Source organism: Spirosoma koreense, assembly GCF_054777875.1.
In genome coordinates, this window is the sequence record NZ_BAAHAC010000029.1 from 1 (window position 1) to 25491 (window position 25491).

The following is a 25491-nucleotide window of genomic DNA, read 5'->3' on the forward strand; positions in this document are numbered from 1 at the left end:
CGCACCCGTTTGCCACTATCCCCGAAAGGACCGTTCGACTTGCATGTATTAGGCCTGCCGCTAGCGTTCATCCTGAGCCAGGATCAAACTCTCCATCGTAAATATTATGTGTAGTCCGAAGACTACGATGTTGTTCAACCGATACCCGAAGGTATCAGGTCGAGTGTTTTTTGTGCTGCCCGTTTGTCAAAGAACTTTCCGCGTCAGGCCCGTTGGCCGTCGGCGTGGTGAGAAGACTAAAACCTGCTTCCCGATGTTTGGGAGTGCAAAGGTAGTTGCTTTCCCAGCGTTTGTCAAGTAAAAAGTGAAATTATTTTTTCTACCTGACTGTCAACCTCTTATGCGTAATAGCCTGACGATCAGGCGGTTATTTTCAGAAGTTGCCCCATTTCGTTCGATTTGGGACTGCAAAGGTAGGCCCTTAAATCACCTTTGTCAAGACCTGGTTTGAAAATAATTAGGTGGTTATCGGCGCCCGCTCGATAACCACCCCTGGATCAGCCACTTAGCCTGAAAACTTTTTTTAAACTTTTTTCAGCAGGTGATTTTTCTTTCCTTTTGACACTAGAATGTACCGGTCCTGGAGCCATTCCAGCTCGGCTGGAGCTGCCGGATCAGCTACTTTTACTTTATTTATACTAACGGCATTCTGCGTAATAGCCCGCCGTGCTTCGCCTTTGGATGCATACACCTCGCCCCGACTGGCAACTGATAACAGATCGGTTATGTCTTTGCTACTGGCTAGTTCTTCTGCTGAAATCTCCGTTTGTGGGACCCCTTCGAAAATAACATCGAACTCGTCGACTTGAATCGAGCGCAGGGTTTCGAGCGTGGCTTTGCCAAATAACACTTCCGACGCTTTTACGGCCAAATCATATCCCGCCTGCGAGTGAACCCGAATGGTCACATCTTTGGCAATCGCTTTCTGTAGAATACGAAGATGCGGAGCCTCGGCATGCTGCTGTTCCAATCCTTCAATCTCCTCACGCGATAAGAGCGTGAACACCCGAATCAGTCGCGGACAGTCGGCGTCGGCGGTATTGAGCCAAAATTGATAGAACTGATACGGCGACGTCATACCCGGATCGAGCCAAACGTTACCGCTCTCCGATTTACCAAACTTAGCCCCGTCCGCTTTGGTCACCAGTGGGGTCGTTAGGGCAAATGCCAGATGACTGCCTTCGTGCCCTTCTGTTTCCTCTGCTTCTTTCCGGCGAATCAGTTCCGTGCCGGTCGTGATATTACCCCACTGATCGGCGCCACCCATTTGCAGGCGGACATTTCGGTTTTTGTAAAGCCAGTAAAAATCGTAGCCCTGCAATAACTGGTACGAAAATTCGGTGAACGAAATCCCGGTTTCGAGCCGCTTCTTAACCGAATCCTTCGCCATCATATAATTGACGGTAATGTGCTTACCCGCTTCACGCAGGAAACCCAGAAAGGAGATTTCCCTAAACCAGTCGTAGTTATTGACCATTTCGGCCGAGTTGTCACTGCTATCAAAATTCAGGAATTTAGCCAGTTGCTGCCGAATACCCTCCTGGTTTCTTCGCAGGGTTTCTTCGGACAGGAACTCGCGTTCAGCCGCCTTCCCCGACGGATCGCCGATCATTCCGGTAGCTCCCCCGACCAGCGCGAACGGCTTATGACCGGCCCGTTGCAAATGTACCAGCAACATGATTGTAGCCAGATTTCCTATATGCAGCGACGCGGCTGTCGGGTCGAAACCGATATAACCGGCGGTTAGTTCTTTCTGGAGTTGTTCTTCGGTGCCGGGGGTCATGTCGTTCAACATACCCCGCCAGCGGAGTTCTTCAATGAAATTCATAGGATCAAAAGAGCGAACGAGTAACGGGTGGACGCAGATCGACTTGGCGCTTCACTCGCTGGATTCGTCCGCAAAAATAGTGGTTTATGGTAAAAGCAGGGAAGAATCGCCGTAACTCAGGAAGCGATACTCATGCTGGAGCGCTTCGGTATAGACCCGTTTCCAGTCATTACCAATCAAAGCAGCAATCAGCAGAATCAGGGTCGAACCGGGCTGGTGGAAATTCGTAACGATTCCGTTGCAGAGCCGGAGCGAATACCCAGGGGTAATGTATATACCGGTATACGCTACTAAAGACTCCTGCTTTTGTTCGGTAAGATGCGTCAGCACGGCAGTCAACGCGGCTTCAGCCGACGGCTGTTCGTTTTTAGGAAGTTGATAAGCGTAGTGCTGATCGAGCTGAAACGGATCGGCCTCCTGCCGAAGCAGCTTCGTCCCTATCCAGTACAGACTTTCCAGCGCACGCATCGATGTGGTGCCGACCGCAATCACCTGGTTCAGATGCGCCAGCAGGTTCCGTAAATTTTCCTGCGTATACACAACCTGTTCCGTATGCATGTGATGCTGCCGAACATCATCCGTTTTGATGGGCTGAAAGGTTCCGGCTCCCACGTGTAGAGTTAGGTAATCATGACCGATGCCTCGTTGAGCCAAAGCCTCGAAGACGGCGGGTGTGAAATGAAGGCCGGCGGTCGGAGCGGCTACGGCTCCTTCCTGCTTCGAGTAAATAGTCTGATACGTTTCCCGATCGGCATTGGTTGTTTCCCGCTTCAGGTAGGGGGGCAGCGGTATTTCGCCGGCGTGCTGAACAAGCTGGGCAAATGTCAGCTCGGCAGGCTGCCAGCTCAGGCGTACAGCCGATTGGTCGTAAGCATACCAGGAAGCCTGGAGTATAATGTCACCCGAGGCTGTAGGCAACGTTGCTTCCAGGGTTTCGGTTGGCTTCCAGCGCTTGCGGTTGCCGATCATGCCCTGCCAGATGGCCGCCCCTGTCGCTTCCATCGCCTGGCTGATGGGTAGATGATTAGGAAATGGATTCAGCAAAAACAGTTCGATGACAGCGCCGGTTGGTTTCGTAAAATGCAACCGGGCGGGAATGACTTTCGTGTCGTTAAAAACCAGAAAGCTGTTGGGTGGCAGTTGATCAGGCAAACTGGCAAACCGCTCATGGCTGATCTGACCGCTCCGATAAACGAGCAGTTTCGACGCATCGCGTTGTGCCAGCGGAAACCGGGCGATGCGTTCGTCAGGCAGATCGTACTGAAACTGAGTCAGCAGCAGCTCGTTGGCCTCAGGCATCGGCATCGGGTTTCATCAGCAAACGGATCGGCAGACCGATCAGGACTGAAATCAGAATGAGCGTACTTACTGGCAGCAGCCAGGCATAATCGAAAGGCTGCATGCTGCGGTCGGAGCGGTTCAGTAGCGATAGCACAAACAAACCCAGCGCCACGACGGTATTAATAGAGGCTGTGAGGGCGTAGAACCAGTTTTTGAAAATCTCGTTCAGTTGAGAACGGTGCGCAACCCATATATTCTGATTCGGAATGGGAACCTGAGCGGTTGGCACACGCAGAAAAAGCTTGGCGACGACGTTGATCAGCGTATTGTTGATAATAAAAATAGCCACCGCGAGGTAAAAAATTGTTTCGCGGTTGATGGTTTGAATAGGCCGTCTGAGTTCATCGAACCGAACCGCAACCTCTTCCGGATACGAAACATAACTGCTGAACAACGCAACCAAAAAGCCGAGGATGGACAAAATACGCCAGGTTCGGATGAAAAAAGTACCTGCTTTCATGAAGAGTCAATAATCGATAGGTAACTGGCAAAAGAGCATTGTCGACGTTCGGCAATGACGACCAGCAACTATCCACTTTATTTTAGGGTGCAAAGGTACGGCCCGAACGGGGAAATCCGTCAGGTCGATTAATTGTTGCAGATTTTGGTTTTAAAAAGCATATGAAAATTTACACAAAAACGGGCGATAAAGGCCAGACCGCTTTGCTGGGCGGGCGTCGGGTAAGCAAAGCTGATTTACGCATCGATGCCTACGGTACTGTTGATGAATTGAACTCCTGGATCGGTTTGATGCGCGATCAGTTAGTCAATGTCAGTCGGAAAGAAATGCTGAACGAAATCCAGGACCGGCTCTTTACCATAGGAACCGAACTGGCCTCCGACCCCGACAAAGCGACGACCCGCACCATACCGACGATCATTCCGGATGACGTCAGCCGGCTCGAACAGGCAATAGACACCTTAGACGCCGACCTGCCTCCGCTACGGGCGTTTATCTTGCCTGGCGGTCATGATTCGGTTTCGTTTGGGCATCTGGCCCGAACCGTTTGCCGCCGGGCCGAACGGCTGGTGACTGCCCTGCACGACGAGTCGCCGGTCGACGAGCTGGTGCTGCAGTATCTCAATCGGTTATCGGATTATTTATTCGTACTGACCCGAAAAATGGCGCAGGATTTAAGCGTCGAGGAAGTCGTCTGGAAACCCCGGGTTTAACCGGTAAAAAAAAGTTGTCAAGACAACTAAATTTCCTCAATCTAATTTTTTAGCTTTGCCACAGCTTGTTATTTCACAGGCTAACTCATTAACGATAAGCTGTTATGACGACGGACGCATTGCAAATTGAACTGCGGAAAGCGGAACGCTCCCGCCTTCAAGAGGTAGATTTTAATCATCTGCCTTTCGGAAAACATTTCTCGGATCACATGTTCGTGGCCGACTTCGTCGATGGTCAGTGGCAAAATCAAGCGATTGTGCCATTCGACAACTTTACCCTAAGCCCTGCTCTGTCGTCGCTACATTATGGTCAGTCTATTTTTGAAGGCCTGAAGGCTTACAAGAATGAGGCCGGCGAGGTGCTGCTATTTCGTCCTTACGCCAATTTTGAGCGCATGAACGAATCGGCCCGGCGAATGTGCATGGCAACGCTACCCGAAGAGGTATTCATGGGCGGGTTGGAAGCGCTGCTGCGGGTCGATGCCGACTGGGTTCCCGATACTCCGGATAGCTCGCTGTATATCCGGCCGTTTATGTTTGCCACAGATACTTACCTGGGCGTCGCTCCTTCGAAAACGTATCGTTTCTGCATCTTTACGGGCCCTGTGGGCGCTTATTACTCCAATCCGCCAAAGCTGAAAGTAGAAACCGAATTTATTCGTTCAGCTCCCGGTGGCGTGGGCTACGCCAAATGTGCAGGCAACTACGCAGGCTCGATGTACCCGACGCTCCTGGCGCAACAGCAGGGCTATGATCAGCTCATCTGGACCGATGCCCGCGAACACAAATACATCGAAGAGTCTGGTACGATGAACATCATGTTCATCATCGATGGAAAACTGGTAACGCCAGCCACGTCCGATTCGATCCTGAAAGGGGTTACGCGTGATTCGATTTTGCAGATTGCCCGTAGCTGGGGCATTACCGTTGAAGAGCGGCTGGTGTCCATTGAAGAGGTTATTTCGGGTATCGAAACCGGTCGTTTGACGGAAGCGTTTGGTGCTGGAACGGCCGTCGGCTCTTCGCCTTACTCGCTGATCGGCTACAATGGGAAAGATTACATGTTACCCGAATTTGCCCCTGAGGATTCGTTCGCAGCGCGCGTGCGGAAGTACCTGGGGGATTTACGTACCGGAAAAATTGCCGATGAATTCGGCTGGATGCATTCGATTTAATTGACTTGTTTGTTAGGACCAGTACGACCCCGTCAGGGTCGTACCAGCGCCAGATCAGTTAGATCTATTTATCCTTTAAACAGAAAGAGTCCTCAGCACTGGGGACTCTTTCTGTTTAAAGGATAACGCCAGTTTACTTTGTCGAAGCGGTTATGGCGCTGCCCGATGGAGCAATCTTTATCTTCAGGCCAAAATCCTTGCCTTTTGAGACATCCTTCAGCAACACCGTTTTTCCACCCGGTCCTGTCCAGATCGTGCCGCCATTACCCGTTTTGGGAGCGCCATAACGAGCGGTAAAATAAGGCTCCAACTCTTTTGTGTACGCATCGACTGACTGACGACTGTTGAGAAACAGGTCTACATCGATAGCCGAAACTTTCTGATCAGCCTGGTAATACAGGACATCGGATGTTTCCAGATTTGGAAACTCAATTGTGTAGCCGATGTGCCTGGCATCGCTCTCGAAGGCTTCGCCTTTTTCGGTGGCTTTCACTTTCGTAAAATCATCGCCGAGATTAATACCCCGCCAGTCGCTGTCGTTCGTCAGGCCCAGATCGGCCAGATGTCCCGTGATCGCTACTTCGTCGCTCGTTCCGGAAGAAGTCGCGGCCGTTTCGAGCGAGTCGGCAGATTGATTACCGGACTGTTTGCGGGAACCGCAGCCAGTCCAGAGCAGAAGAAAAATACAGGATAGAATAACAGGGAAAGATCGAGTCATAAAGCCAATATTAAGTACACAAAGGTAATGCATTACAAGGATTTAACAGGATAAGATCGTATAGGCGGAAAAAGTACACAGAGCCTCTAATTAGTATTTTATATAGCAATTATTATATTTATCTAATCCAAATAAGCACTTTTCAACGGTAAAGTCGTAGTATAGATTAAATTTTGTATTAAACGTTCTCGCTTACCAACAACTGTTATGAATTTTTCCCTATTCGGTGCAGATCCCATTTCTCTAGATAATGTACACACCATTGAGAAAAGTATCCCTAACATAATTCTCTGGGCTGTTCCTGTTATGTTATTTTTCACCATCATCGAGATGGGAATTGCCTACTACCAGGAAAAAGAATTTTACGAGAAAAAAGAAACCATTGGTTCAATTCTGGTTGGGCTGGGTAATCTGGTCGTTACCGCAGTGCTCAAGCTGGGTCTGCTGTATGTATTCATCTGGATTTATAACCTGATCCCGTGGCGTATGGAACTGCAGTGGTGGACGCTGATTCCGTGCTACATCATTTTAGATTTTTTCAGTTACTGGGCACACCGCGTGTCACACGAGCAGCGGTTCTGGTGGGCGACACACGTGGTTCACCACTCCGGCGAGTTCTATAACCTGACCGTGTCGTACCGCCTAAGCTGGATTCAGCACCTGAAACTCGTCTTCTTTCTACCGGTTGCGTTCATGGGTTTTCACCCGATCATTTTCTTCGTAACCAACCAGATGGCGGTATTATTTCAGTTCTGGGTACACACCGAATACATCCGAAAAATGCCCGCCTGGGTCGAATATATTTTTGCCACGCCCTCGAATCACCGCGTTCACCACGGCTCGCAGGAACAGTATATCGACAAAAACTTCGGCGCTACGTTTATTTTCTGGGATCGTATGTTCGGTACGTTCGAGCCCGAAGATGAACCCGTTATTTATGGCATCACCACCAACATTCCGAACAAAGCGAATCCGTTCTTTATTAACTTCCACGAGCTTTCGGATATGGTTCAGGATGTTCGGAAAGCCAAAGGGCTGCGCAAAAAGATGTTTTACATCTTCGGGAGCCCGGTAAAAATTGCAGAGGAGAAAAAACGCATGGAAGCCCCAAAACCAGAAGAAGTCGACATGCTGGCCTGATCAAGTTCAGTTTTGCAACAGAGTCCTGCTTTTCCGGAATTCCGAAAAAGCAGGACTTTATTTTTACGATCAGCTGACCCGCTTTCCGTGCAGTAACATGTCGACGGCCGCATTGAGCGAACCTGCGCGGGTGACCTCACCCGAGTTGATAAAGAAAATTTCGTCGGCGGTTTCGATCGTATTTAGCCGGTGGGCGATGATGATGCGAGTGGTCGTCTCGGGCAGGTTTTGCAGAATCTCGTCCAGCAACTGTTCCGTCACCGTATCGATGTTGGCCGTTGCTTCGTCCAGAATGAGCAGTTCCGGGTTTCGCAGTACCGCCCGAATAAAGGCGATCAGTTGTTTCTGACCGAGGCTAATGGCCTCGCCCGTCGTCTGCACTTTTGTTTCTAGTCCGTCGTCGAACCGCTCCAGTAACCCTTCCAGATTAGCGTCCCGAATTACGTCAGCGAGTTGCTCATTCGAGTAAGTCTGATAGCGCTCATTGCCGTACAGAATATTCTCACGAACAGTGCCTGTAAACAAAAACGGTTCCTGCAAAATGAAACCGATTTTCCGGGTTCGTTCTTCGGGGGCGTACGATCGAATGTCTTTTCCATCCAGCAGCACGGTTCCGCTCGTCGGATCGTAGAGCCGGGCAATCAGCGAAGCGGTCGTCGTTTTCCCACCCCCGGTTGGGCCAACCAATGCATACGTTTTACCGCGCTCCAGCTCGAAACTGATATCGTGTAGCACTTCTTTTCCATCGGGGTAGCTGAACGATACATGCTGGAACGACAGTAACGATGAAGTCGGCAGCTTCAACGGATTATCGACGGTCGTCAGGTTGGTTTGTAGAGCCAGCATGTACGAGATGCGATCCCAGCCCGCCAGTGCTACCTGAAAATTGGTCCATAAAGCCGCCAGTTGCCGAAGCGGGTTGTAAAAATTGTTGACGTACGATAAAAAGCTGATCAATAGACCAACAGTAAAACGGTCGGTCGAAATCAGATAAATCCCAAACGTCAGTACCACCAATTGCCCTAGATTGGCTGCCACCCCGATAACGGGCGTAAAGACGTTATTGGCCAGACCCGCGCCAATGGCGGTCCGATAGCTTTGCTGGTTAGCTTCCTCCAGGCGTTTGCGGAAATAATCGCGTCGGTTAAAAGCAATGATCACTTTGAAATTGGCCAGATTTTCCTGAACCGACGCACTCAGGTTTCCCACGCTTTTCAGGTTAGCGGCATTTTTCCGCTTTACCCACCCGGAGGTTAATGTGGTGAATAACCACATCAGAATAGCCGGCGACAAAGCCGCAGCACCGAGCGGCAGATCGATGAACAACAGAAACAAACCGGCCCCGGTCATGATAAAAAGGCTACCCACAAACTGCATCAGCGACTGCGAAAAAAACTGATTCAGTTTGTCGGTGTCGTTATTGATCCGGGAAATCAGATCCCCCGCTTTATTCTGGTTGAAGAACGCGACGGGCAATTCCTGTAGTTTATTGAACACCGCATTCCGAAGCTTGAACAGGGTTCGCTGCCCGACGCCCCCCATCAGACGGGTTTGGGTGTAGTTAGTGACGAAGGCAACCGCGTAAATGCCCAGCAAAATCCCCGCGTTGCGCAGCACTCCGTCAAATTGCTTGGTCTGTATATAGCGGTCGATGGTGCGGCCGATGATCATCGGCCCGATCAGCGTCAGACTGGAATTGATGATAATGGCGATAAAGGCCAGAATCAGGGTTTGGCGCTCGTCGTCGATAAGGGTCAGCAGTTTACGGAGCGCTTTATAGGTCGCGTTTTTTTCAGCCTTCTGACCGGTAGCCTGGTTAAGATCGTAGTTCATACTGGCTGGTGCTTCGCTGCGACTGATAAATCTGAACGTACTCGGGGCTGATGCTCATCAACTCGGTATGGGTGCCCCTGGCGATGATTTCGCCTTCCATCAGCAGAATAATCTGCTCGTAATCCTCTACGGACGCAATCTTCTGCGTCACCGAAATCAGCGCCATTCCGGGATAGTTCTGCTGTACGTTCGTCAGAATTTTCTGCTCGGTATTCGGATCGACGCGAGCCGTAAAATCATCCAGCAACAACACCTTTGGGTCGAGTGCCAGCGCGCGAGCCAGCATAATCCGCTGTTTCTGCCCGCCCGACAAACTAGTTCCCCGCTCCGACACGATGGTCTGTAGTTTTTCGGGTAATGCGTTCACAAAGTCCTGCAATTCGGCCGTATCGATGGCTTTTTGTAACGATTCGTCGGTTACGGTTTCGCTGAAGGCAATGTTTTCGCGGAGGCTCAGGTTAAAAATAATACTATCCTGAAAGACGAATCCGACCTGACGGTGAAACGCATCTTCGTCGTAGGCGTCCATGCTTTTTCCATCGTATCGAATAACCCCTCCGGTTGGCTTTATCAACCCAGTCAGCAAAAACAACAATTGGGTCTTACCAGCGGCCGTTGGCCCGACAATAGCGGTTCGGGTGCCCGCTTTTACGGCAAATGAAATATCCTTCAACACCGGTTTCTCGCCGTAATTGATCGACACATTCTGAAGCTCAACTTCGCCTTTCAACCTAGCCTTGTCGGTGCCGGCCCTGACAGGTTCGGGAGCCTGCAACACCTCGTTGACGCGCTGAAACGAAGCGGATGCCTGCGCAATGACATTGCTCATAAATCCAATTACAATAATCGGAAAGATCAGCAGCGCCAGATAACTGTTGAAAGCCGCAAAATCGCCCAGCGACATCTGGTCGGTAATCACAAAATGCCCACCCAGCACCAGTATCGTCAGAGCCGCCAGGTTAGCCGTCAGGCTGATGACGGGAATTAGGCCCGCAAATAACCGCAGAATAGAAATACCCAGGTCTTTGGCATTGGTATTGGCCGCCAGAAACTTGTCGTACTCCAGTTGCTGTGAGTTAATGACACGAATCAGGGCCGATCCGAGTATGCTTTCGTTGATGACTTTATTGAGCCAGTCGATTACTTCCCGGCTTTTAATGAACAGCACCCGTACTTTTTTAAGTACCAGAAAAAACGTAATGCCAATAATCGGGACAATGGCGAGTACTGCTAAGGCCAGTTGCCAGTTGATGCTGATCAGCAGGATGCTGGCGCCTAGGATGATACAGATCGACGAAGCCAGCGACACGATGGCCTGCGACACAAACATCTTGACCGAGTCGATATCTGAGGTTAGGTTGGTCAGTAGCTTCGATGGGTTAGCCTGCTGGATATAAACAAAACTCTGATGCGAGATTTTATCGGCCAGTTGTGTCCGCAAATCCTTTGCTACCCGCTCCGACGCGTAGGTTTGCACGATGCTCTGCAGGTACGTGAACACAAAAATGAGCAGGGCCGCACCCAGAAATTCGACCACTACGGTTTTCAGGACGAAATGCCCGGCGGAGTAAGCATCGATACCCCGTGAAATTAGCAGGGGCAGAATCAGGTTGGCACCGTTGCTGACTAGCGCCAGCCCAATCATCGACAGAATCAGGCGCGAATAGGGTTTCAACAAACCCAGCAATGGCGACGGGGCTTTTGGGCGAGAACTTTGCTTCGGAGTAGCTTGATCCATAAGGGCTTATCAGTCTGGCAGTGCTGACTACGAACGGTAAATTGATCAAAGGTAGGCAAAACAAAAAAAGGCCGATGGGCATCCATCGGCCTTTTTAATTTCTTTTTAATTCGTTTCGGATTTTTCGGCCGGTTTTATAATGTCTACAATTTTGGTGGCCTTCCCCGTCTTTCGTTCTTCGATTTGCTCAAGCAATTGCAAGCCCATCAGTCCGTTCAGCGACCCATCGGAGCCGTTGCCCGCGCCATTGATAATAATATCCGGAATGACCCGAATCTGGCCCTTCCCGATTTCTTCGGTGATCTTGAAGCGGGTAAAATTTTCGTCGCCCATCGCCCGTACCTGTAGCTCGTAGGCTTCGGCCGTCGAGCGACCGATGGCCAGAATTTTTTCGGCTTCGGCCGTACCCGTTTTGGCAATCCGCTCGGCTTCGGCATCCGCCGTCAGCTTGGTAGCTTCCGCATCGGCAGCGGCCTGGCGACGGCGCGCTTCGGCGTTGGCCTCGGCCCGTATCTTGGTGGCTTCCGACTCGGCGGCTACCTGCAGCTTCAGGCTCCGAGCTTCCCCTTCCGACTTTTTCACCGAGGCATCGGCCGTACGCTGGGCAATTTCGACGCTTTGCTGGGCTTTCACCACTTCGCGCTGGATGTCGGCCAGCGCCGTTTCTCGTTCCATCCCCTGCCGCTTTTCCTGCGCCATTCGCTGGGTTTCGTAGGTTTTTTCTTCCTCCTGCGCAATTTTCCGATCAGTCAGGGTTTTCATCAGGCTGTCGGGCGGTACGATATCACCAATCAGCGTATCGACCGCATTGACGTTATACACTTCCAGCACCTGGCGGATGTGCTCACGGGCTGCTTCCTGCCGTTCTTTCCGGGTACTCAGGAAGGCAATCACGTCGGAATCCTGCGCCGAGTTCCGAAAATAGTTACCGATGGTCGGCTCCAGCACCTGCGACACCAGGTTGTTCATGCTACCGAAGCGTGCAATCACTTTCGGGGCTTCCGCCGACGGAATGTGAATGATCTGCGCGACGTCGAGGTTAAACGGGAACCCATCTTTCGACCGCACGGTGATGGTCGACAGATTCCGGTCGAGATCGTGCGATTCGGAGCGGGCGTTGGCCCAGTTAAGGACCAGGTTGGTGGTCGGTACCCCTTCCACTTTCATCGTATAGGTGTTGATGGGGTATTTACCCGGTCCCAGCGGCTCCATCCAGACGCCCCGGAACCCCCGCCGGACAATATTGCCATGTTTGAACGAATCGCCGGTGATATCTTCACCATCTTCACCGATGTACGAAATCACGACACCGACATGACCAATGGGCACGGTCGTCATGGGAATTTCCTCAATCTGTACCGCCCACGGATTGATGTAGTACGAACCGGCCAATACGACCTGCGGCTGAAGCCCCCGGTTTCCGCCGTTTTGCAGGAAGAAATCGACGTTCTGAAAGTTGTTGTGTCCCTCGACCTGTTTTCCGGCAATCTGTCCCGGTTGCAACGGCGCGCCATCGAGCGTGGTAATGATTCCGACCATATTCTCTTTGATTACGGTCATGTCGGCAATGGTGATCGTAAACGCGTAGGGATTGATCCGGTATGTTCCGGGCGTCAGTACCGCCGTCTGACGACCTTTCTGGCCACCGCTGTTCAGAAAGCGCTCGGTATCCTGAAAATTATCGGAATCGACGCGCCGGGCCAGAATGTTACCCGTCGGCAATTCGAGACCATCGTTTGACAAGACCAGGCCAATTTTACCTTCCGGTATGACCGTAAAGGGCTGCATAGTAATGCCATATTGCCAGGGCCACATCCACCAGTAAAGGCCCGGCGCCAGGCTTTGGGCCTGATAACCCGCTTCACCTTTGGTAGCGATGATGCGACCATCGGGCAGGCCCCGGTCCGTGCCAACGAGTACGTATTTTTTGGTAACCAGACCAATGCGGTCTTCGGGCACGATAACCATCCCGAATAAAAAGCGAAGTACCCATTTATAGAGTACAACAGCCACGACGAGCAGGACAACCCAGCTCCAGGCCGACATGAGCGGTAACAGTTCCATCATGAAACAGGATTAAATGGTTAAGAATGAAAGTAAATGAAGGGAAGCTAAAGGCATGTAGCTTCTTTAGAAGCAGAAAATGAAGACAGCATGTCTACATTGGTGTAGTGGCGATAAAGCCCGATTGACACGTCAAATGTATGCGGATAGACCCTGTCAACGCACCGGAATTAGGATGATTGGTTACCAACCAATCCCATTGTGCAGGGGAATTGATGAGCGGTAGGCGTCAAGTACTGTTGTTCTAAGTTATAATTTTGTCAATCTTGGCGGCCTTGATTCAAAGCCAGTTACTGGATGAATTCGTTAGATTACAGGGAATATGAGCCAACTGCCGCGTATTACGGAAATTATAAAAATCGAGCCTGTTAAATAACCTGCCGCTGGTCGACGGGAGAAGTGTGCGTTATTGACTTTGAATCAGTTTTTCAGGAATGGAAATTGGCCGAAAGCCCGTCAGAACGGCCGCTGCTGAACTATGGTGTTTTTAAGTATGCATCCATCAGTGAGCAAAAAACATTACATTGGGTTAACCTGTCCATGCTCCATACCTATTGGGACGAATCGGGCAATGCTCGTGAGCAGAACAGTCCATTGACCTATGATGCCGATGAATTATATCGTCGGAGTCAGCCACTGGAGTTTTATCGACTTGTTCCCATCTCCGATACCCAACAGGCAGCCTAGTCCTATAGCTCCTGCGCTAAGTTGAAGAAGAACCCCGTTGTGCCCTGGGCATTGATCGTTCCGCTGAACCGCATAACCAGGTTATAGAACGTTACGATATCGAGGCTCATGCCCGTACCCACGAGCAAGCGGTTAGCCAGCCGGCTCTGGTACTGTTCGGCCACGGTACTGCTGACATAACCGGCATCGGCAAAGCCCGTCAGGTAGATTGAAATAGGAACCGTATTGAACTGCCGGATGTGCAGCCAGTTTAGCTGCTTTCGGGTATTGAGGAGCTGATACCGAAGGCTATTCCGCCAGGTAACGTTGCGCTGTCCATCGATAACGTACAATTCATAACCCCGCACCATATCGACCGAACTACCCAGGCCTCTCAGGTAAAAATAGGGCTGGCGCGTGGGCCAGGTCGAGCGGCCGCGCAGACTCCCGGCCGCATAAAACTTCCCCCCCATGGGCCAGTAACGCGTGATGGATGCGCCAACGTCCAGAAACCGAAAATTATCGCTGGGCAACAGGCCCGACAGCCCGACTCCACCCGAGAAAAGCGTCCCCTGCAACGGATAAACGACATTATCGCGCCGGTCGTAGCGGTAGTTGTAGCTGAGAGACGAGAAATGCTGTTCCGTGCGCCCATCCAAAAAATAGTCCGGATTGAGCCGGGCTACTGTATCGGCAATGGTGTTGCGGGTATAACGGACGTCTAAGGAATGATAGTGGTACAAACCGCGCCGGTGGGTCAGCACAACCGCGGCATAAGCCCGTGTGCGCAGGATTTCCTCCGACTTGGTATATACCCACTTATCGAACTGCGTACGGTAGGGAATCTCTTTGTTGGTCTGGTACGACAAGTCGACGCGCAGCCCGATTTTTTGTGCGCGATCGATGTAGGGCTTCGAATAGGATAAGCCAAAACGCTGCAAAAATCCCAGCTCGATCGCCATCTGAAGCCGGTCGTTATTGCCCGTGACGTTCCGGTAGCTGAGTCGTCCGCCATAAATGACCCGGCTGAAATCGTGCCCCCGATCATACCACCACTCATTAAAATTACGATCGGCCAGGTCGAAAACCGGATAGGCGATGATGTACCACCGCTCTTTCATGATCACCGTCAGATCGAGCTGTGCCAGTTGAGTTGAATCATCGGACGGCGTCAGGCGGGTTTCGGTATCGACTGTAATAAAAAGGGTGGTGTTGTTGATGTTTCGCTGATCCCAGGCCACCCGGTCAGGAACGGCAGACAGAACAATCGAATCACCCACATGAACCGACATTTCCCGCAGGATGATCCGGTCGCGAGTTTTATAATTTCCCTTGAGGGTTACAGACCGCACCACCACCTTTTGGGTGGAATCGACGGGCGTATCGGCCAGTACGTTTTGAGAAAACAGGAATAAGGCCGTCAGCATCAGCAGAACGGCTGGCCACTTTTTGGGAAACATTCTCAAAAGTACGTCTTTTCAAAAAAATAAGACAAGATTATCTGTATATCCTGCAAATACGTATGTATAATTGTTAGCTATTCGGCAAAGCCTATGATGACTAGTTAAATATACGACAATGTATGCAAACAGGATCTATTCAGAAACCAGCGGCAAAAACTAAACCCTCGCTGAGTTTCTGGCAAATCTGGAACATGAGTTTCGGATTTTTTGGCATTCAGTACGGTTTCGGTTTACAGCAGGCTAACATGAGCCCTATTTTCCGGTATCTGAACGCCGACGAAGCGAATATTCCCATTCTATGGCTGGCGGGTCCGATCACTGGCCTGATCGTACAGCCCATCATCGGGTCCATCAGTGACCGAACCTGGTCGACTCGCTGGGGCCGCCGAAAGCCGTTTTTTCTGATCGGGGCCATCGTTACCAGTCTGGCGCTATTTCTGATGCCAAATTCCTCGGCGCTCTGGATGGCCGCCAGCCTGATGTGGATTCTGGATACCGGCCTGAACATTACGCAGGAACCGTTCCGGGCGTTTATCGGCGACAAGCTCAACGACCAGCAACGCGACCTGGGTTTTGCTGTACAAAGTTTTTTCGTGGGGTTCGGTCAGACGCTGGCCAACCTGATGCCGACTATTTTTCGGCTCCTGGGCCTGACTTCCACGGCCGTAGTAGCTGCCAACGTCATTCCCAATAGCATCAAATACCCATTTTATATCGGCGGGCTGGCGGTTATCCTGGCTGTAATCTGGACGATTTACACGACCGATGAATATCCGCCGGATAACATGGCCGAATTTAAGCGCCAGAAAGCCGAAGGAAGTGGTATCGGTGGCGCTTTCTCGGAAATTTTCCTTGCGATCAGAGAGATGCCTTCGACGATGAAGCAACTCTGGTGGGTCAAATTTTTCACCTGGTTTGCCTTGCCGCTGATGTGGCAATACCTGACGCTGGCTGTTGCCCGGCACGCTTTCAATGCACCCACGGCCGATTCACCGGGTTTTCAGGAAGGTACCGAGTGGGGGAACCTGTGCTTTGCCATGTTCAACGTCGGCTGTTTCACCATTTCTTTCTTCCTGCCCGCCATTGCCGACCGGATTGGCCGACGCGCCACCCATGCCGTTTTCCTGACCATCGGTGGCTTTGGATTTCTGTCGATGCTCCTGTCGAACGACAAGTATATTTTCTTCGTCGGCATGACCCTGGTCGGATTGGCCTGGGGTTCGATTTTGTCAATGCCATACGTGTTGTTGTCGAGTTCCGTACCGGCCGAGCGAATGGGGGTTTACATGGGTATTTTTAACGGATTCATTGTGGTGCCGCAGATCGTCAATAACCTCACGGTTCGGTTCTTTTACCCGACGCTGCTGAAAAACGATCCTCGTAATGCGCTGGCGCTGGCGGGCGTTTGCCTGATTCTGGCTGCGGGAGCCTGTTTTCTGGTGAAAGAAACCAAAGCCAGCGAAGAAGCGGCTTTCCCGGTTGAGCCGGGTGGAAATTAATCTAGAAATACGCGCTCCGTAATCGTTTTACCGCTTACTTAGCGATCGATTTGGCTGGCCTGTTTTCGTAACCAATCCGGCAACGGATTCTTCTCAGATGATACCCTCATCCCGTCCTTACGCCCTGCTCTCGGTCGGTGAATTGCTGACCGACTTCATTGGTCATCACGTAGCGAGTAGCTTGCTCGACTCGCAGGATTTCCGCCGGTATCAGGGCGGCAGTCCGGCCAACATGGCGGCCAACATGGCCCGTCTGGGCAACAAAGCCGCTCTGGTGTCGTGCGTGGGAAACGACAGTCTTGGTCGGTTTCTGGTCCGGCAAATCGACGAATCGGGGGTCGATAGCCAGTTCATCACGAGCGACCCGCTGGAGCCGACGACCATCGTCATCGTTTCACGTACGGCTGGTACGCCCGATTTTGTGGCATACCGGCATGCCGACTGCCAGCTTAAACCAGCGCAACTGCCCGATTCTTTATTGGCGCAGGCGCAGGTATTTCACACAACCTGCTTTGCCTTAAGCCACCAACCAGCTCAGGACACCATCGTCGATGCCGCCCGGCGGGCACGGGCGGCCGGTTGTCAGGTCTCCATCGACGCCAATTACGCACCCAGCATCTGGCCCGACCGTCAGCAGGCCTGGCAGGTATTGACGAATTACTGCGCCGATGGAACGATGGTCAAGATGAGCGAAGACGATGCGGAACGACTATACGGAGCCCCTCAAACCACGGAGCAGATTCTACGCGATTTCCACCAGATGGGGGCGTCGATCATTTGCCTAACACTGGGAGCCAACGGTAGCCTGGTGTCGTACGAAGGGGGAGCCAAACAGGCCCGTATCCCCGGAAAAAAAATCGATGTGGTCGACGTTACTGGAGCCGGCGATGCCTATTGGGCGGGTTTCCTGACCGCTTTTCTGGACGGCTACGCGCCGGCAAACTGCGCCCATGCCGGAGCCGCTATGGCCAAAATGAAATTAACCCGCCAGGGGCCACTGCCCGATAAAGTAGACCGTCGGCGAATCTACGAAGAGTTTGAGTAATGGTACGCCAGCCCGGCCGCGATACAGTTACTTCAAAGCCGCTAATTTATCCAGGTCAATGTCCTCTAGAGCAGCTTTGATTTTACCCATGCTGACGCCGTGACCTTTGGCCGAAACGATAAACCGCTTGTTGACCAGCACCGAAATTTCGCCCTCTTTACTGTCGTTATTGTATTTTTCGTACGACTTGTTGTCCCCGTATTGACCCGTTTTTTCGTAGCCGTGCTCGTCCTCCTTATCCACTTCGATCATCGACCAGGCCGCTAAACCAACCATCATCATGGAGCCCCCTCCGTCGATGATGGACAATTCCATGGTTTCGCTATCGTCTTGGTTTGCGTATTTACCCGTTGCGGTAGAAATAACAAAACCGGCAGCTCCGTTTTTCTCACCATTCGCTTCTTTGCGGGGTATACCTTCGGCATCGTCGGGCAGTAAGTCTTTTAGCACCCGGAAGTCGACCGTTTTAGCAGAACCCTTTTTTTGCGATTCTTCGGCCTGAGCCGCCAGCTCTTTGATGCCGCTCATAGCGCCCAGGGCCGAGATTGTTTCGTCTTCTTTTTTCTTTTCCTCTTCTTCTTTCTGGCCTCCGCAGCCAGTTAGCAACATAGCCGGAATCAGGCTAGCCCAAAGTAAATTTCGATGCACGCGCATAGGGGTTAGAAACGGTTAAGAATGGGTTCGGTTTGGCGATGTAAGCTACATTTTCTGTGGGTCGATTGGTCGATTTATTGAGCGAGCGTTATTCGCCAACGCGATTACACAAAACGTAATAATTCGGATCGACCGTCAGTTTGGTCGTTCCACCAGCGGGTACGGTTTTCCATTGCGTCGTGGGCTGCAACGATCGATAGGGTCCCGACTCGCCCAGACAAACCAGTACCGGCATGGCAAAACCCGCCACACAATTAGCCCAGCGATACTGAATGTTGTTATTGGCAATACGGTACTCAAGAATCGGAATCCGGGTGTCGCGCAGGTACTGATCAAACACGGGTTTCAGGGTCAGGCCCGTCTGCTGGCTCATGTATTGTTCAATCTGCTGCGTAGTAACGGTCTGGTGGTAAAAGGTCTTGTTCATCCCGCGCAGCAACTGTCGCCACTTATCGTCGTTATGAACGAGTTGCCGAATGGTATGGAGCATGTTTCCGCCTTTGTAATACATATCTCCCGACCCCGAATGATTGACGTTGTAGACACCGATGATCGGTTTGTCGTTCCGGATCAGGGCGCGGGTTCCGATAACGTACTGCGCACCAGCCTCTTTGCCGTAATAGTATTCGGTATACAGGTTCTCGGAGTAATTGGTGAAACTCTCATGAATCCACATATCGGCCACGTCTTTGTAGGTAATGTTGTTGGCGAACCACTCGTGCCCCGACTCATGAACGATGATAAAATCCCAGAGCAGTCCCCAGCCCGTCTGCGACAGGTCGCGGCCTAGGTACCCGTTCCGGAAGTGGTTACCGTACGTGACCGAACTCTGATGTTCCATGCCCAGATACGGCGTTTCGACCAGTTTATACCCATCTTCGTAGAACGGATACGGCCCAAACCAGTACTCGAACGCCTTCAGCATTTTAGGCACCTGCTGAAACTGCACCTTCGCCGAATCGAGGTGTTCGGGGAGTACATAATAATTCAGATCGAGCTTTCCTTTCTCGCCAGCATAAGTATCCGACCAGTGCTCATAACGGGCGATGTTCAGGTTGACTCCATAGTTATTGATGGGATTCTGTACGTACCAGTCGAAAGTGTGGGTATGGTCACTGTTGGTCGTCACCTTGCGCAAACGTCCGTTCGATACGTCGGTCAGATCTTCGGGAACGGTTACACTGATGGCCATCGAGTCGGGTTCGTCGTACATGTGGTCTTTACAGGGCCACCATGCGCTGGCTCCCAACCCCTGGCAAGCGGTGGCAATAAACCAGTTCCCTTCTTTGTCGTGCTTCCAGACCAGGCCACCGTCCCAGGGTGGGCGTTTGGCAACGCGGGGTTTTCCGGAATAATACACCGTTACCGCTTCCGACTGACCCGATTTCTGGGCTTTGGCCAGCGTCACGAAGTACGCATTCCCATCCTGCCGGAAAGCAAGTTTCTGCCCATCCTGCTCAATCCGTTCTACCTGCAAGGGTCGCTGCAAATCGACCTGCAGAGTTTGGCTAGGCTTGAGAACCCGATAGCGGATCTCGGTCGAGCCGTGCAGGGTGCTGTCCGTTGGCTGGACTCGAACCTTAAGGTGGTAAAAGGTCAGATCCCACCAGGCTCGTTCGGGTGTGATGGAACCCCGCAACGTATCGTCGTGCGTAAATTCATACCGCTGAGCCGAAGCCAGCACAGGCAACAACAGCAGGCAGAACGTCAGTAATCGGTTCATGATGGAAGCGTTTAGCGCGGACCGGGAGGACAGTTCCTAAGCAAATAATTTGTGTACAGCGTTTGCAAGTGCAGACGAGTTCCGGGACCTTCCGAAATACCATGAGATCGGTTCGGATACGGCATCATCTGAAACTGTTTGTTGTATTTCACCAGCTCGTTGATCAGCAGTTCGGCATTGTCGTACTGCACGTTATCGTCGCCTGTTCCATGAATGTACAGCAAATTCCCCCGCAGGTTTTTCGCGTACGTAATGGGTGAACCCGCCACGAAATCTTCCCGATTTTCCTGCGGCAATCCCATGTATCGCTCCTGATAGATGTTGTCATAGAACAACTGATTCCCAACGGCCGCGATGGATATGCCGGTTTTATAAACATCCGGATACTGAAAAAGCAGATGCAGGGTCGTAGAGCCGCCCCCACTCCATCCCCAGACGGCTACGCGACTGGTATCAATGTAGGCATGCTGCGAAAATAACTTCTTTGCGGCCATCGCCTGATCGCGAATGTTCATCCGCCCGATCTGCCGGTAGATCGCTTTTCGCCAGGCGGCACCTTTCAGGTTCGGCGTGCCCCGGTTATCGAGCGCTACGTAGAGATAACCTGCGTTGGCCATGTTGCCCTGAAAAAGGAAATTCTGACCGACGGAAAAGTTGTCGTTGACAGTGCTACCCGCCGGCTCACCATATACATAAAATACGATCGGGTATTTTTTGGTACTATCGAAATCGGTCGGTTTGACCATCCACCCATCCACCGCTACGCCATCGTCCGTTGTCAGGTTGAAAAAACTGACGTTCGATTTAGCGACAGGTTTCATACGCGTAGCAATGCTATTCTGCTCATTGACAGGCCTGTGGTCGGGTAGGCTTATCCATTCCTGTACGGTTGGCGTCTGGTAATTGGTAAATCTATGCTGTGCAAACCGACCATTGGGTGAAATGGTGTAGCCGTGCGTTCCGGCCAGGCCGGCGGGGGTTACGCGCTCGGCCTTACCTTTGCCATCCAGGGTAGTTCGGTACAGATACCGCTGATTGGTATTCTGGGGCGAGGCAATAAAATAAATCTGGTTATTCGCTTCGTCGATGCAGCTAATCGTTTCGATGTCGTAGGAGCCGGGTGTCAACAGGGTTTCGGTCCTGCCGTCGATGCTGACCCGGTAGAGGTGCCGCCAGCCGTCTTTTTCCGACACCCACACAAATGCTTTGCCTTTATTGAGCCATTCCCAGCCGCTCGGGTCGTCGTTGTTCCAGCGCTCTTTGGCATCGATCCAGGCCTTATCGGTTTCGGCATAAATGGGTGTAACCGATTTAGTAGCAGGCACACAGACAAACAGTTTACTTTCGTTCTGCTTACGATTCAGTTGCTGTACGATTACGCTGGCCGTATTGGGTAGCCATTCCATGCGGGTCAGGTAATGCTGCTGAGGATCGCCGGGCAGATTGAGCCAGGTGGTGGGCGGTACGGTCTTTTGCCCAGCCGCTATAGTCACAATGCCGATACGAGCAGGCGAGGGCGCTTCGCCCACTTTTGGGTACTCGACCGGAATGACGTGCGAGTAGGCCGAGTCGGTGGTATTGAGCATGTAGTAATCGCGGATTTTGGTCGCGTCTATCTGCCAGTATGCAATCTGTTTACTGTCTGGACTCCACCGAAATCCGTCCCGGCAGCCGAACTCTTCTTCATAGGCCCAGTCGAAGGTGCCGTTTATTTTCTTGCGGGTTCCGTCGGCGGTAAGCTGGGTAACCCTGCCCGTTGCGATGTCTTCCACAAACAAATTATGCTCGCTGACATAAGCGACACTACGTCCATTTGGCGACAGCTTGGCGTACATAAGTGACTGAGCCGGTCGACCTTTTCCTATCTGGCGAGCCTGTCCCGATGCGCGATCGATGAGGTAATAATCCCCCCGTGTGTGATACCGCCAGACACGGGCGGTATTCGTAAAAATCAGGGCATGTGCGCTATCCGGCGTAAATGAAAAATCAGCTACGGACAACGCCTGGTTCATACCGGGCTGACGCAATTTATCGCTTGAGAAAACCACGGTCCGGGTGCCCGTGCGAATGTCAGTTCGGGTAAGATTGCCCTGGTCAGAAGCCAGATAAGCATTACCGTCGGCGGTCCAATGCATTTGCTGACCAGGAATCTGTGCCTGGGCCACGAAGCCGACCGTAAGAAAAGCGAGCAGTTGATGAAAACCAAGAAAAGACGACTTCACAAAAAAACAGTGTATTTAAAGTAAGCACTTGTCAAAAATACATTATTTCTGCGAAGTCGGCTGAGTGCCGGATAAGTTTGTTTCTCGACAGGATGAACAGGATGGCCAGGATTTTCTAAACTAATAAATCCTGGCCATCCTGTCGAAATAAGAAATTAGATTACTTAGGGCGTTGGCTCTTTCGATGCGTCGTGGACCGGCACGACAACCGGCGTCTGGTAGCTGCGAACGACAAAATAAATTCCCATCAGCACCGCCGGAATACTCAGAATCTGGCCCATATTCAGCGCCATCGTATTCTCGAACGCTACCTGATTTTCTTTCAGGTATTCGTACAAAAAACGCAGGCTAAATACCCAGATCAGGAAAATACCGAGCATACTGCCACGCGGTGTCCGCTCTTTATAGTGATTCCAGAACCAGAGCAGAAACAGAAAAAGCACAAAACATGAGATCGATTCATAGAGCTGAGCCGGGTGCCGCGGAATCTTAGCGTACTCGTTGTTATTCATGAACACAAACGCCCAGGGCACATCGGTCGGCCGACCGACGATTTCGGAGTTCATCAGGTTTCCGAAGCGGATACAGGCGCCCGCCAGCGCTACTGTAATGACGATCCGGTCGGTCACCCACAAAAACGTCTGATTAGTGAGTCGGCTCTCTTTCCGGCGCGAATACAGCCACAGGCCGGTCAGGATACCGATGGTTGCCCCATGACTGGCTAGCCCGGCAAAGGGCGGTGTGATCACCGTTAGCGGATGATGCAGCAGCACATCGGGTTCATAAAATAGAAAATGCCCTATTCGAGCGCCCAGAATGGTAGCTACTACCATGTAAATCAATAAAGTATCCGTATCGGCGACCGGCTTGTTTTCCTTTTTGAAAATGTAGCTCATGATCTGCATGCCGATCAGAAAACCCAGCGCAAACAGCAAGCCATACCAACGCACCGAGAACCAGCCAATGTGAAAAATTTCGGGATTAACTTCCCAAATAATGTATTGCAGCATAATAGCGTAAGGTCAATATTGCCCGATTCAAGACCGACGGCGGACAAAGATACGTATTGCCGGAAAGTTTTTGGTTCTTTTAGTGTTTAAGCCTGTATGATGAAAACAATTTTGATCGGACTGGTCAAAGCGTATCAGGCCATTGTGTCACCTTACTTCCCGAATGCCTGCCGCTACACGCCGACCTGTTCGCAGTATGCTATCGAAGCGATCCGCAAACATGGTGCACTTCGGGGCGGTTGGCTCGGCCTGAAGCGGATTAGCCGCTGTCACCCCTGGGGCGGCCATGGGTACGACCCCGTCCCGTAGCGAAGTCGCTGGTGGCTGCTCAATGGCCGTCAGGAACAGACAGCATATGACATTTTGACTTACGAACGAAACTTGCCCGATTTTTGCCCCGCGTTTAACCTACTGGTGTCTTTCTCAGTTGAATACTATTTACTATCGACCACTATGCTTGGCATTACCTCCGATAATAAGCTTAAACACCTGATTGTCGTTGGCGATCGGGTATTGATCAAACCCAAAGATCCCACCGATCGTACATCCAGCGGCTTGTACCTGCCGCCAACCGTGCAGGAAAAAGAACAAGTGCAATCGGGATATGTTATTAAGGTGGGACCGGGTTATCCGATTCCGGTTCCGACCGAAGACGAACCCTGGAAGGAAACCGAAGAAAAAGTGAAATATATGCCGCTTCAGGCGCAGGAAGGCGATCTGGCCCTGTATCTGCAACGAAGCGCCATTGAATTGCAGTACGAAGGCGAACAATACGTCATTGTTCCACAGGGTTCCATTCTGATGCTGGAACGGCTGGAAGATTTGTCCTGAACAAGGCGGCTGAAAAGTCGCGGATTGTCAAACTAACAGCGGCTTACTGGCCGCATTACGTAAACACTATGCGACGTCGTTGGTTGATGAGTCTGATAGTCCTGCTAATGGGGCTTACTCCTGGTATGGAAAGCGTAGCAAATCAGCAAAAATCGCTCAAAGCGATATTGAACGAAAAAAAAGACCACCGGCGAGTGTTGCTGCTGTACGGCCGCGACGACGCGCAACACTACTTAATCGAACAGCAGGAAGCCCTCACGGAGGCTAAAGACGGCATGACCGAACGAGATCTGGACGTGATCGTGCTGGTCGCTTCGCTCGTGCCCGAGCCCGACCGTCAGTTTCTGATGCATGAGTACAAACTTAATCCGGCTGAAAACTTTGCAGGCTGGCTCATCGGCAAAGACGGTGGCGTTAAGGAAACCTATAAGAAACCGGTCAGCTCAGCCGATCTGTTCAAACTGATCGACACCATGCCCATGCGCAGGCAGGAAGCAAAGCAATAGGAACCCGGATTTATGTGATTTGACTGACCGACTTTGATTTTTGCTTTCTTCAAAAGCGACGAACAAAATCAAAGTCGGTCAGTCAAATCACATAAATCCAGGTTCTGATTAGAGTGTCTCCACATACCGCAGCGCGCTTATAAATTCTGTCCATGATCTAAGTCTGTTCTTCTGCTCACTCAGGTATCGATCGATCTGATCGATATACTGTGGAAACAGATTAGTCAGCGACTTTTTATTGGCGGCCACCTGCTTCATTTCACCTTCCGATGTATTCAGGAAATAATTTTCCAGCGGTGGCTTTTCTTTGGCGATCCATACATAATATTCCTCCCGTTTCTGGAAAGATTTCTTGCCGAAGTCGTTGTGCATTATTTCGGCATTCGTTTTGATTACAGTCGAGATTGCTTTCAACAGCTTTGTTCTACGGCCATTGTAAAGAAGCTGGTAGAAGTCGTTAGCTGATCGTGACCCGACGGCCGGAAAGCCCCGATGGAACTGAAGCGTGTCATCGCCTAAAATGGTGAATTCGGCAATTGCGTTAGCGGGCACAACCATACGGTTACCCTGTAAAAACTCTACCTCCCCCGAATAACTATTGTAGCGTAGTTTAGCCGGTATTCGCTTGGTGCCATTGACCAGCCAACCCGGTAGTACGCTATCACGGGGTACATAAGGCGATCCCTGCACATCTGTTGGCGGCTTATACGTGGGTGCATAAATACGGACATTCTGAACCGTATTGTACTCTACCTGAGCATAACTGGCAGTTGCCGTCAGTAAAAGCAGGGTTCTCAGGAAATGGTCTTTAATCATGCGATACAGTCGTTTTTCAGCAGAATACGTATGACGGACCGTATAT

Annotated in this window: 22 protein-coding genes and 1 rRNA gene; 9 read left to right on the forward strand and 14 right to left on the reverse strand. The window is 51.4% G+C overall.

The window, feature by feature from the left end:
* The 4 genes from ACYVC2_RS27820 to ACYVC2_RS27835 all read right to left on the reverse strand — a co-directional run.
* Positions 1 to 99, reverse strand: a 16S ribosomal RNA gene (locus ACYVC2_RS27820); the annotation flags it as partial.
* Positions 100 to 523: 424 nt separating this feature from the next.
* The gene (tyrS, locus tag ACYVC2_RS27825) at positions 524 to 1828 is read right to left on the reverse strand and encodes a tyrosine--tRNA ligase (RefSeq protein ID WP_461108134.1); all 1305 of its coding nucleotides are present in this window, start codon (positions 1826 to 1828) and stop codon (positions 524 to 526) included.
* A gap of 84 nt (positions 1829 to 1912) precedes the next feature.
* On the reverse strand, positions 1913 to 3127 hold the full coding sequence (gene queA, locus ACYVC2_RS27830; protein ID WP_461108136.1) for a tRNA preQ1(34) S-adenosylmethionine ribosyltransferase-isomerase QueA: 1215 nt from the start codon (positions 3125 to 3127) through the stop codon (positions 1913 to 1915).
* On the reverse strand, positions 3120 to 3629 hold the full coding sequence (locus tag ACYVC2_RS27835) for a hypothetical protein (protein WP_461108138.1): 510 nt from the start codon (positions 3627 to 3629) through the stop codon (positions 3120 to 3122). Before ACYVC2_RS27835 ends, queA begins: the two co-directional genes overlap by 8 nt.
* Before the next feature lie 161 nt (positions 3630 to 3790).
* On the opposite strand from ACYVC2_RS27835, the gene ACYVC2_RS27840 reads away from it, so the two are divergent.
* Positions 3791 to 4342, forward strand: a complete 552-nt coding sequence (locus ACYVC2_RS27840; RefSeq protein ID WP_461108140.1) for a cob(I)yrinic acid a,c-diamide adenosyltransferase — start codon at positions 3791 to 3793, stop codon at positions 4340 to 4342.
* Between the two features lie 104 nt (positions 4343 to 4446).
* Positions 4447 to 5517 (forward strand): branched-chain amino acid aminotransferase, encoded by a 1071-nt coding sequence (locus ACYVC2_RS27845; protein WP_461108142.1) that lies wholly within the window; start codon positions 4447 to 4449, stop codon positions 5515 to 5517.
* 133 nt (positions 5518 to 5650) lie between these two features.
* Here the strand turns inward: ACYVC2_RS27845 and ACYVC2_RS27850 are convergent, their stop codons facing one another.
* Positions 5651 to 6235, reverse strand: a complete 585-nt coding sequence (locus ACYVC2_RS27850; protein ID WP_461108144.1) for a hypothetical protein — start codon at positions 6233 to 6235, stop codon at positions 5651 to 5653.
* Between the two features lie 207 nt (positions 6236 to 6442).
* On the opposite strand from ACYVC2_RS27850, the gene ACYVC2_RS27855 reads away from it, so the two are divergent.
* Positions 6443 to 7375, forward strand: coding sequence for a sterol desaturase family protein (locus ACYVC2_RS27855; protein WP_461108146.1), 933 nt, complete (start codon positions 6443 to 6445; stop codon positions 7373 to 7375).
* Positions 7376 to 7444: 69 nt separating this feature from the next.
* Here ACYVC2_RS27855 and ACYVC2_RS27860 read toward each other — a convergent pair whose 3' ends face one another.
* The 3 genes from ACYVC2_RS27860 to ACYVC2_RS27870 form a co-directional block, all read right to left on the reverse strand.
* Positions 7445 to 9208: an ABC transporter ATP-binding protein gene (locus tag ACYVC2_RS27860; RefSeq protein ID WP_461108148.1), complete on the reverse strand. Its 1764-nt coding sequence runs from the start codon at positions 9206 to 9208 to the stop codon at positions 7445 to 7447.
* The gene (locus ACYVC2_RS27865; protein ID WP_461108149.1) at positions 9192 to 10946 is read right to left on the reverse strand and encodes an ABC transporter ATP-binding protein; all 1755 of its coding nucleotides are present in this window, start codon (positions 10944 to 10946) and stop codon (positions 9192 to 9194) included. Before ACYVC2_RS27865 ends, ACYVC2_RS27860 begins: the two co-directional genes overlap by 17 nt.
* A gap of 105 nt (positions 10947 to 11051) precedes the next feature.
* Entirely contained in the window at positions 11052 to 13013 is a 1962-nt protein-coding gene (locus tag ACYVC2_RS27870; protein ID WP_461108151.1) for an SPFH domain-containing protein, read from the reverse strand.
* A 537-nt stretch (positions 13014 to 13550) separates the two neighbouring features.
* Here ACYVC2_RS27870 and ACYVC2_RS27875 point away from each other — a divergent pair.
* Positions 13551 to 13697, forward strand: coding sequence for a hypothetical protein (locus tag ACYVC2_RS27875; RefSeq protein WP_461108153.1), 147 nt, complete (start codon positions 13551 to 13553; stop codon positions 13695 to 13697).
* Between the two features lie 2 nt (positions 13698 to 13699).
* Here ACYVC2_RS27875 and ACYVC2_RS27880 read toward each other — a convergent pair whose 3' ends face one another.
* Positions 13700 to 15136 (reverse strand): BamA/TamA family outer membrane protein, encoded by a 1437-nt coding sequence (locus tag ACYVC2_RS27880; protein WP_461108155.1) that lies wholly within the window; start codon positions 15134 to 15136, stop codon positions 13700 to 13702.
* A 122-nt stretch (positions 15137 to 15258) separates the two neighbouring features.
* Here ACYVC2_RS27880 and ACYVC2_RS27885 point away from each other — a divergent pair, with 122 nt between their 5' ends.
* Both ACYVC2_RS27885 and ACYVC2_RS27890 read left to right on the forward strand, forming a co-directional pair.
* Entirely contained in the window at positions 15259 to 16638 is a 1380-nt protein-coding gene (locus tag ACYVC2_RS27885; RefSeq protein WP_461108157.1) for an MFS transporter, read from the forward strand.
* Positions 16639 to 16735: 97 nt separating this feature from the next.
* Positions 16736 to 17683 (forward strand): carbohydrate kinase family protein, encoded by a 948-nt coding sequence (locus ACYVC2_RS27890; RefSeq protein WP_461108159.1) that lies wholly within the window; start codon positions 16736 to 16738, stop codon positions 17681 to 17683.
* 27 nt (positions 17684 to 17710) lie between these two features.
* On the opposite strand, the gene ACYVC2_RS27895 is transcribed toward ACYVC2_RS27890, so the two are convergent.
* The 4 genes from ACYVC2_RS27895 to lgt all read right to left on the reverse strand — a co-directional run bounded on the left by ACYVC2_RS27895 (position 17711) and on the right by lgt (position 23292).
* Entirely contained in the window at positions 17711 to 18337 is a 627-nt protein-coding gene (locus tag ACYVC2_RS27895) for a transposase (protein ID WP_461108161.1), read from the reverse strand.
* Positions 18338 to 18425: 88 nt separating this feature from the next.
* Entirely contained in the window at positions 18426 to 20060 is a 1635-nt protein-coding gene (locus ACYVC2_RS27900) for a M1 family metallopeptidase (protein WP_461108163.1), read from the reverse strand.
* 11 nt (positions 20061 to 20071) lie between these two features.
* The gene (locus ACYVC2_RS27905; RefSeq protein ID WP_461109712.1) at positions 20072 to 22195 is read right to left on the reverse strand and encodes a S9 family peptidase; all 2124 of its coding nucleotides are present in this window, start codon (positions 22193 to 22195) and stop codon (positions 20072 to 20074) included.
* Positions 22196 to 22446: 251 nt separating this feature from the next.
* Positions 22447 to 23292: a prolipoprotein diacylglyceryl transferase gene (gene lgt, locus ACYVC2_RS27910; RefSeq protein ID WP_461108165.1), complete on the reverse strand. Its 846-nt coding sequence runs from the start codon at positions 23290 to 23292 to the stop codon at positions 22447 to 22449.
* A 99-nt stretch (positions 23293 to 23391) separates the two neighbouring features.
* On the opposite strand from lgt, the gene yidD reads away from it, so the two are divergent.
* The 3 genes from yidD to ACYVC2_RS27925 all read left to right on the forward strand — a co-directional run bounded on the left by yidD (position 23392) and on the right by ACYVC2_RS27925 (position 24629).
* Positions 23392 to 23601 (forward strand): membrane protein insertion efficiency factor YidD, encoded by a 210-nt coding sequence (gene yidD, locus ACYVC2_RS27915; protein ID WP_461109714.1) that lies wholly within the window; start codon positions 23392 to 23394, stop codon positions 23599 to 23601.
* 144 nt (positions 23602 to 23745) lie between these two features.
* Positions 23746 to 24123 carry a co-chaperone GroES gene (locus ACYVC2_RS27920; protein WP_461108167.1) on the forward strand — a complete coding sequence of 126 codons (378 nt, stop codon included), beginning with the start codon at positions 23746 to 23748 and terminating at the stop codon, positions 24121 to 24123.
* Positions 24124 to 24191: 68 nt separating this feature from the next.
* Positions 24192 to 24629: a DUF4174 domain-containing protein gene (locus ACYVC2_RS27925; protein ID WP_461108169.1), complete on the forward strand. Its 438-nt coding sequence runs from the start codon at positions 24192 to 24194 to the stop codon at positions 24627 to 24629.
* A 108-nt stretch (positions 24630 to 24737) separates the two neighbouring features.
* Here ACYVC2_RS27925 and ACYVC2_RS27930 read toward each other — a convergent pair whose 3' ends face one another.
* A complete protein-coding gene (locus tag ACYVC2_RS27930; RefSeq protein WP_461108171.1) occupies positions 24738 to 25445 on the reverse strand; it encodes a hypothetical protein in 708 nt (235 codons plus the stop codon).
* Positions 25446 to 25491: the final 46 nt, after the last annotated feature.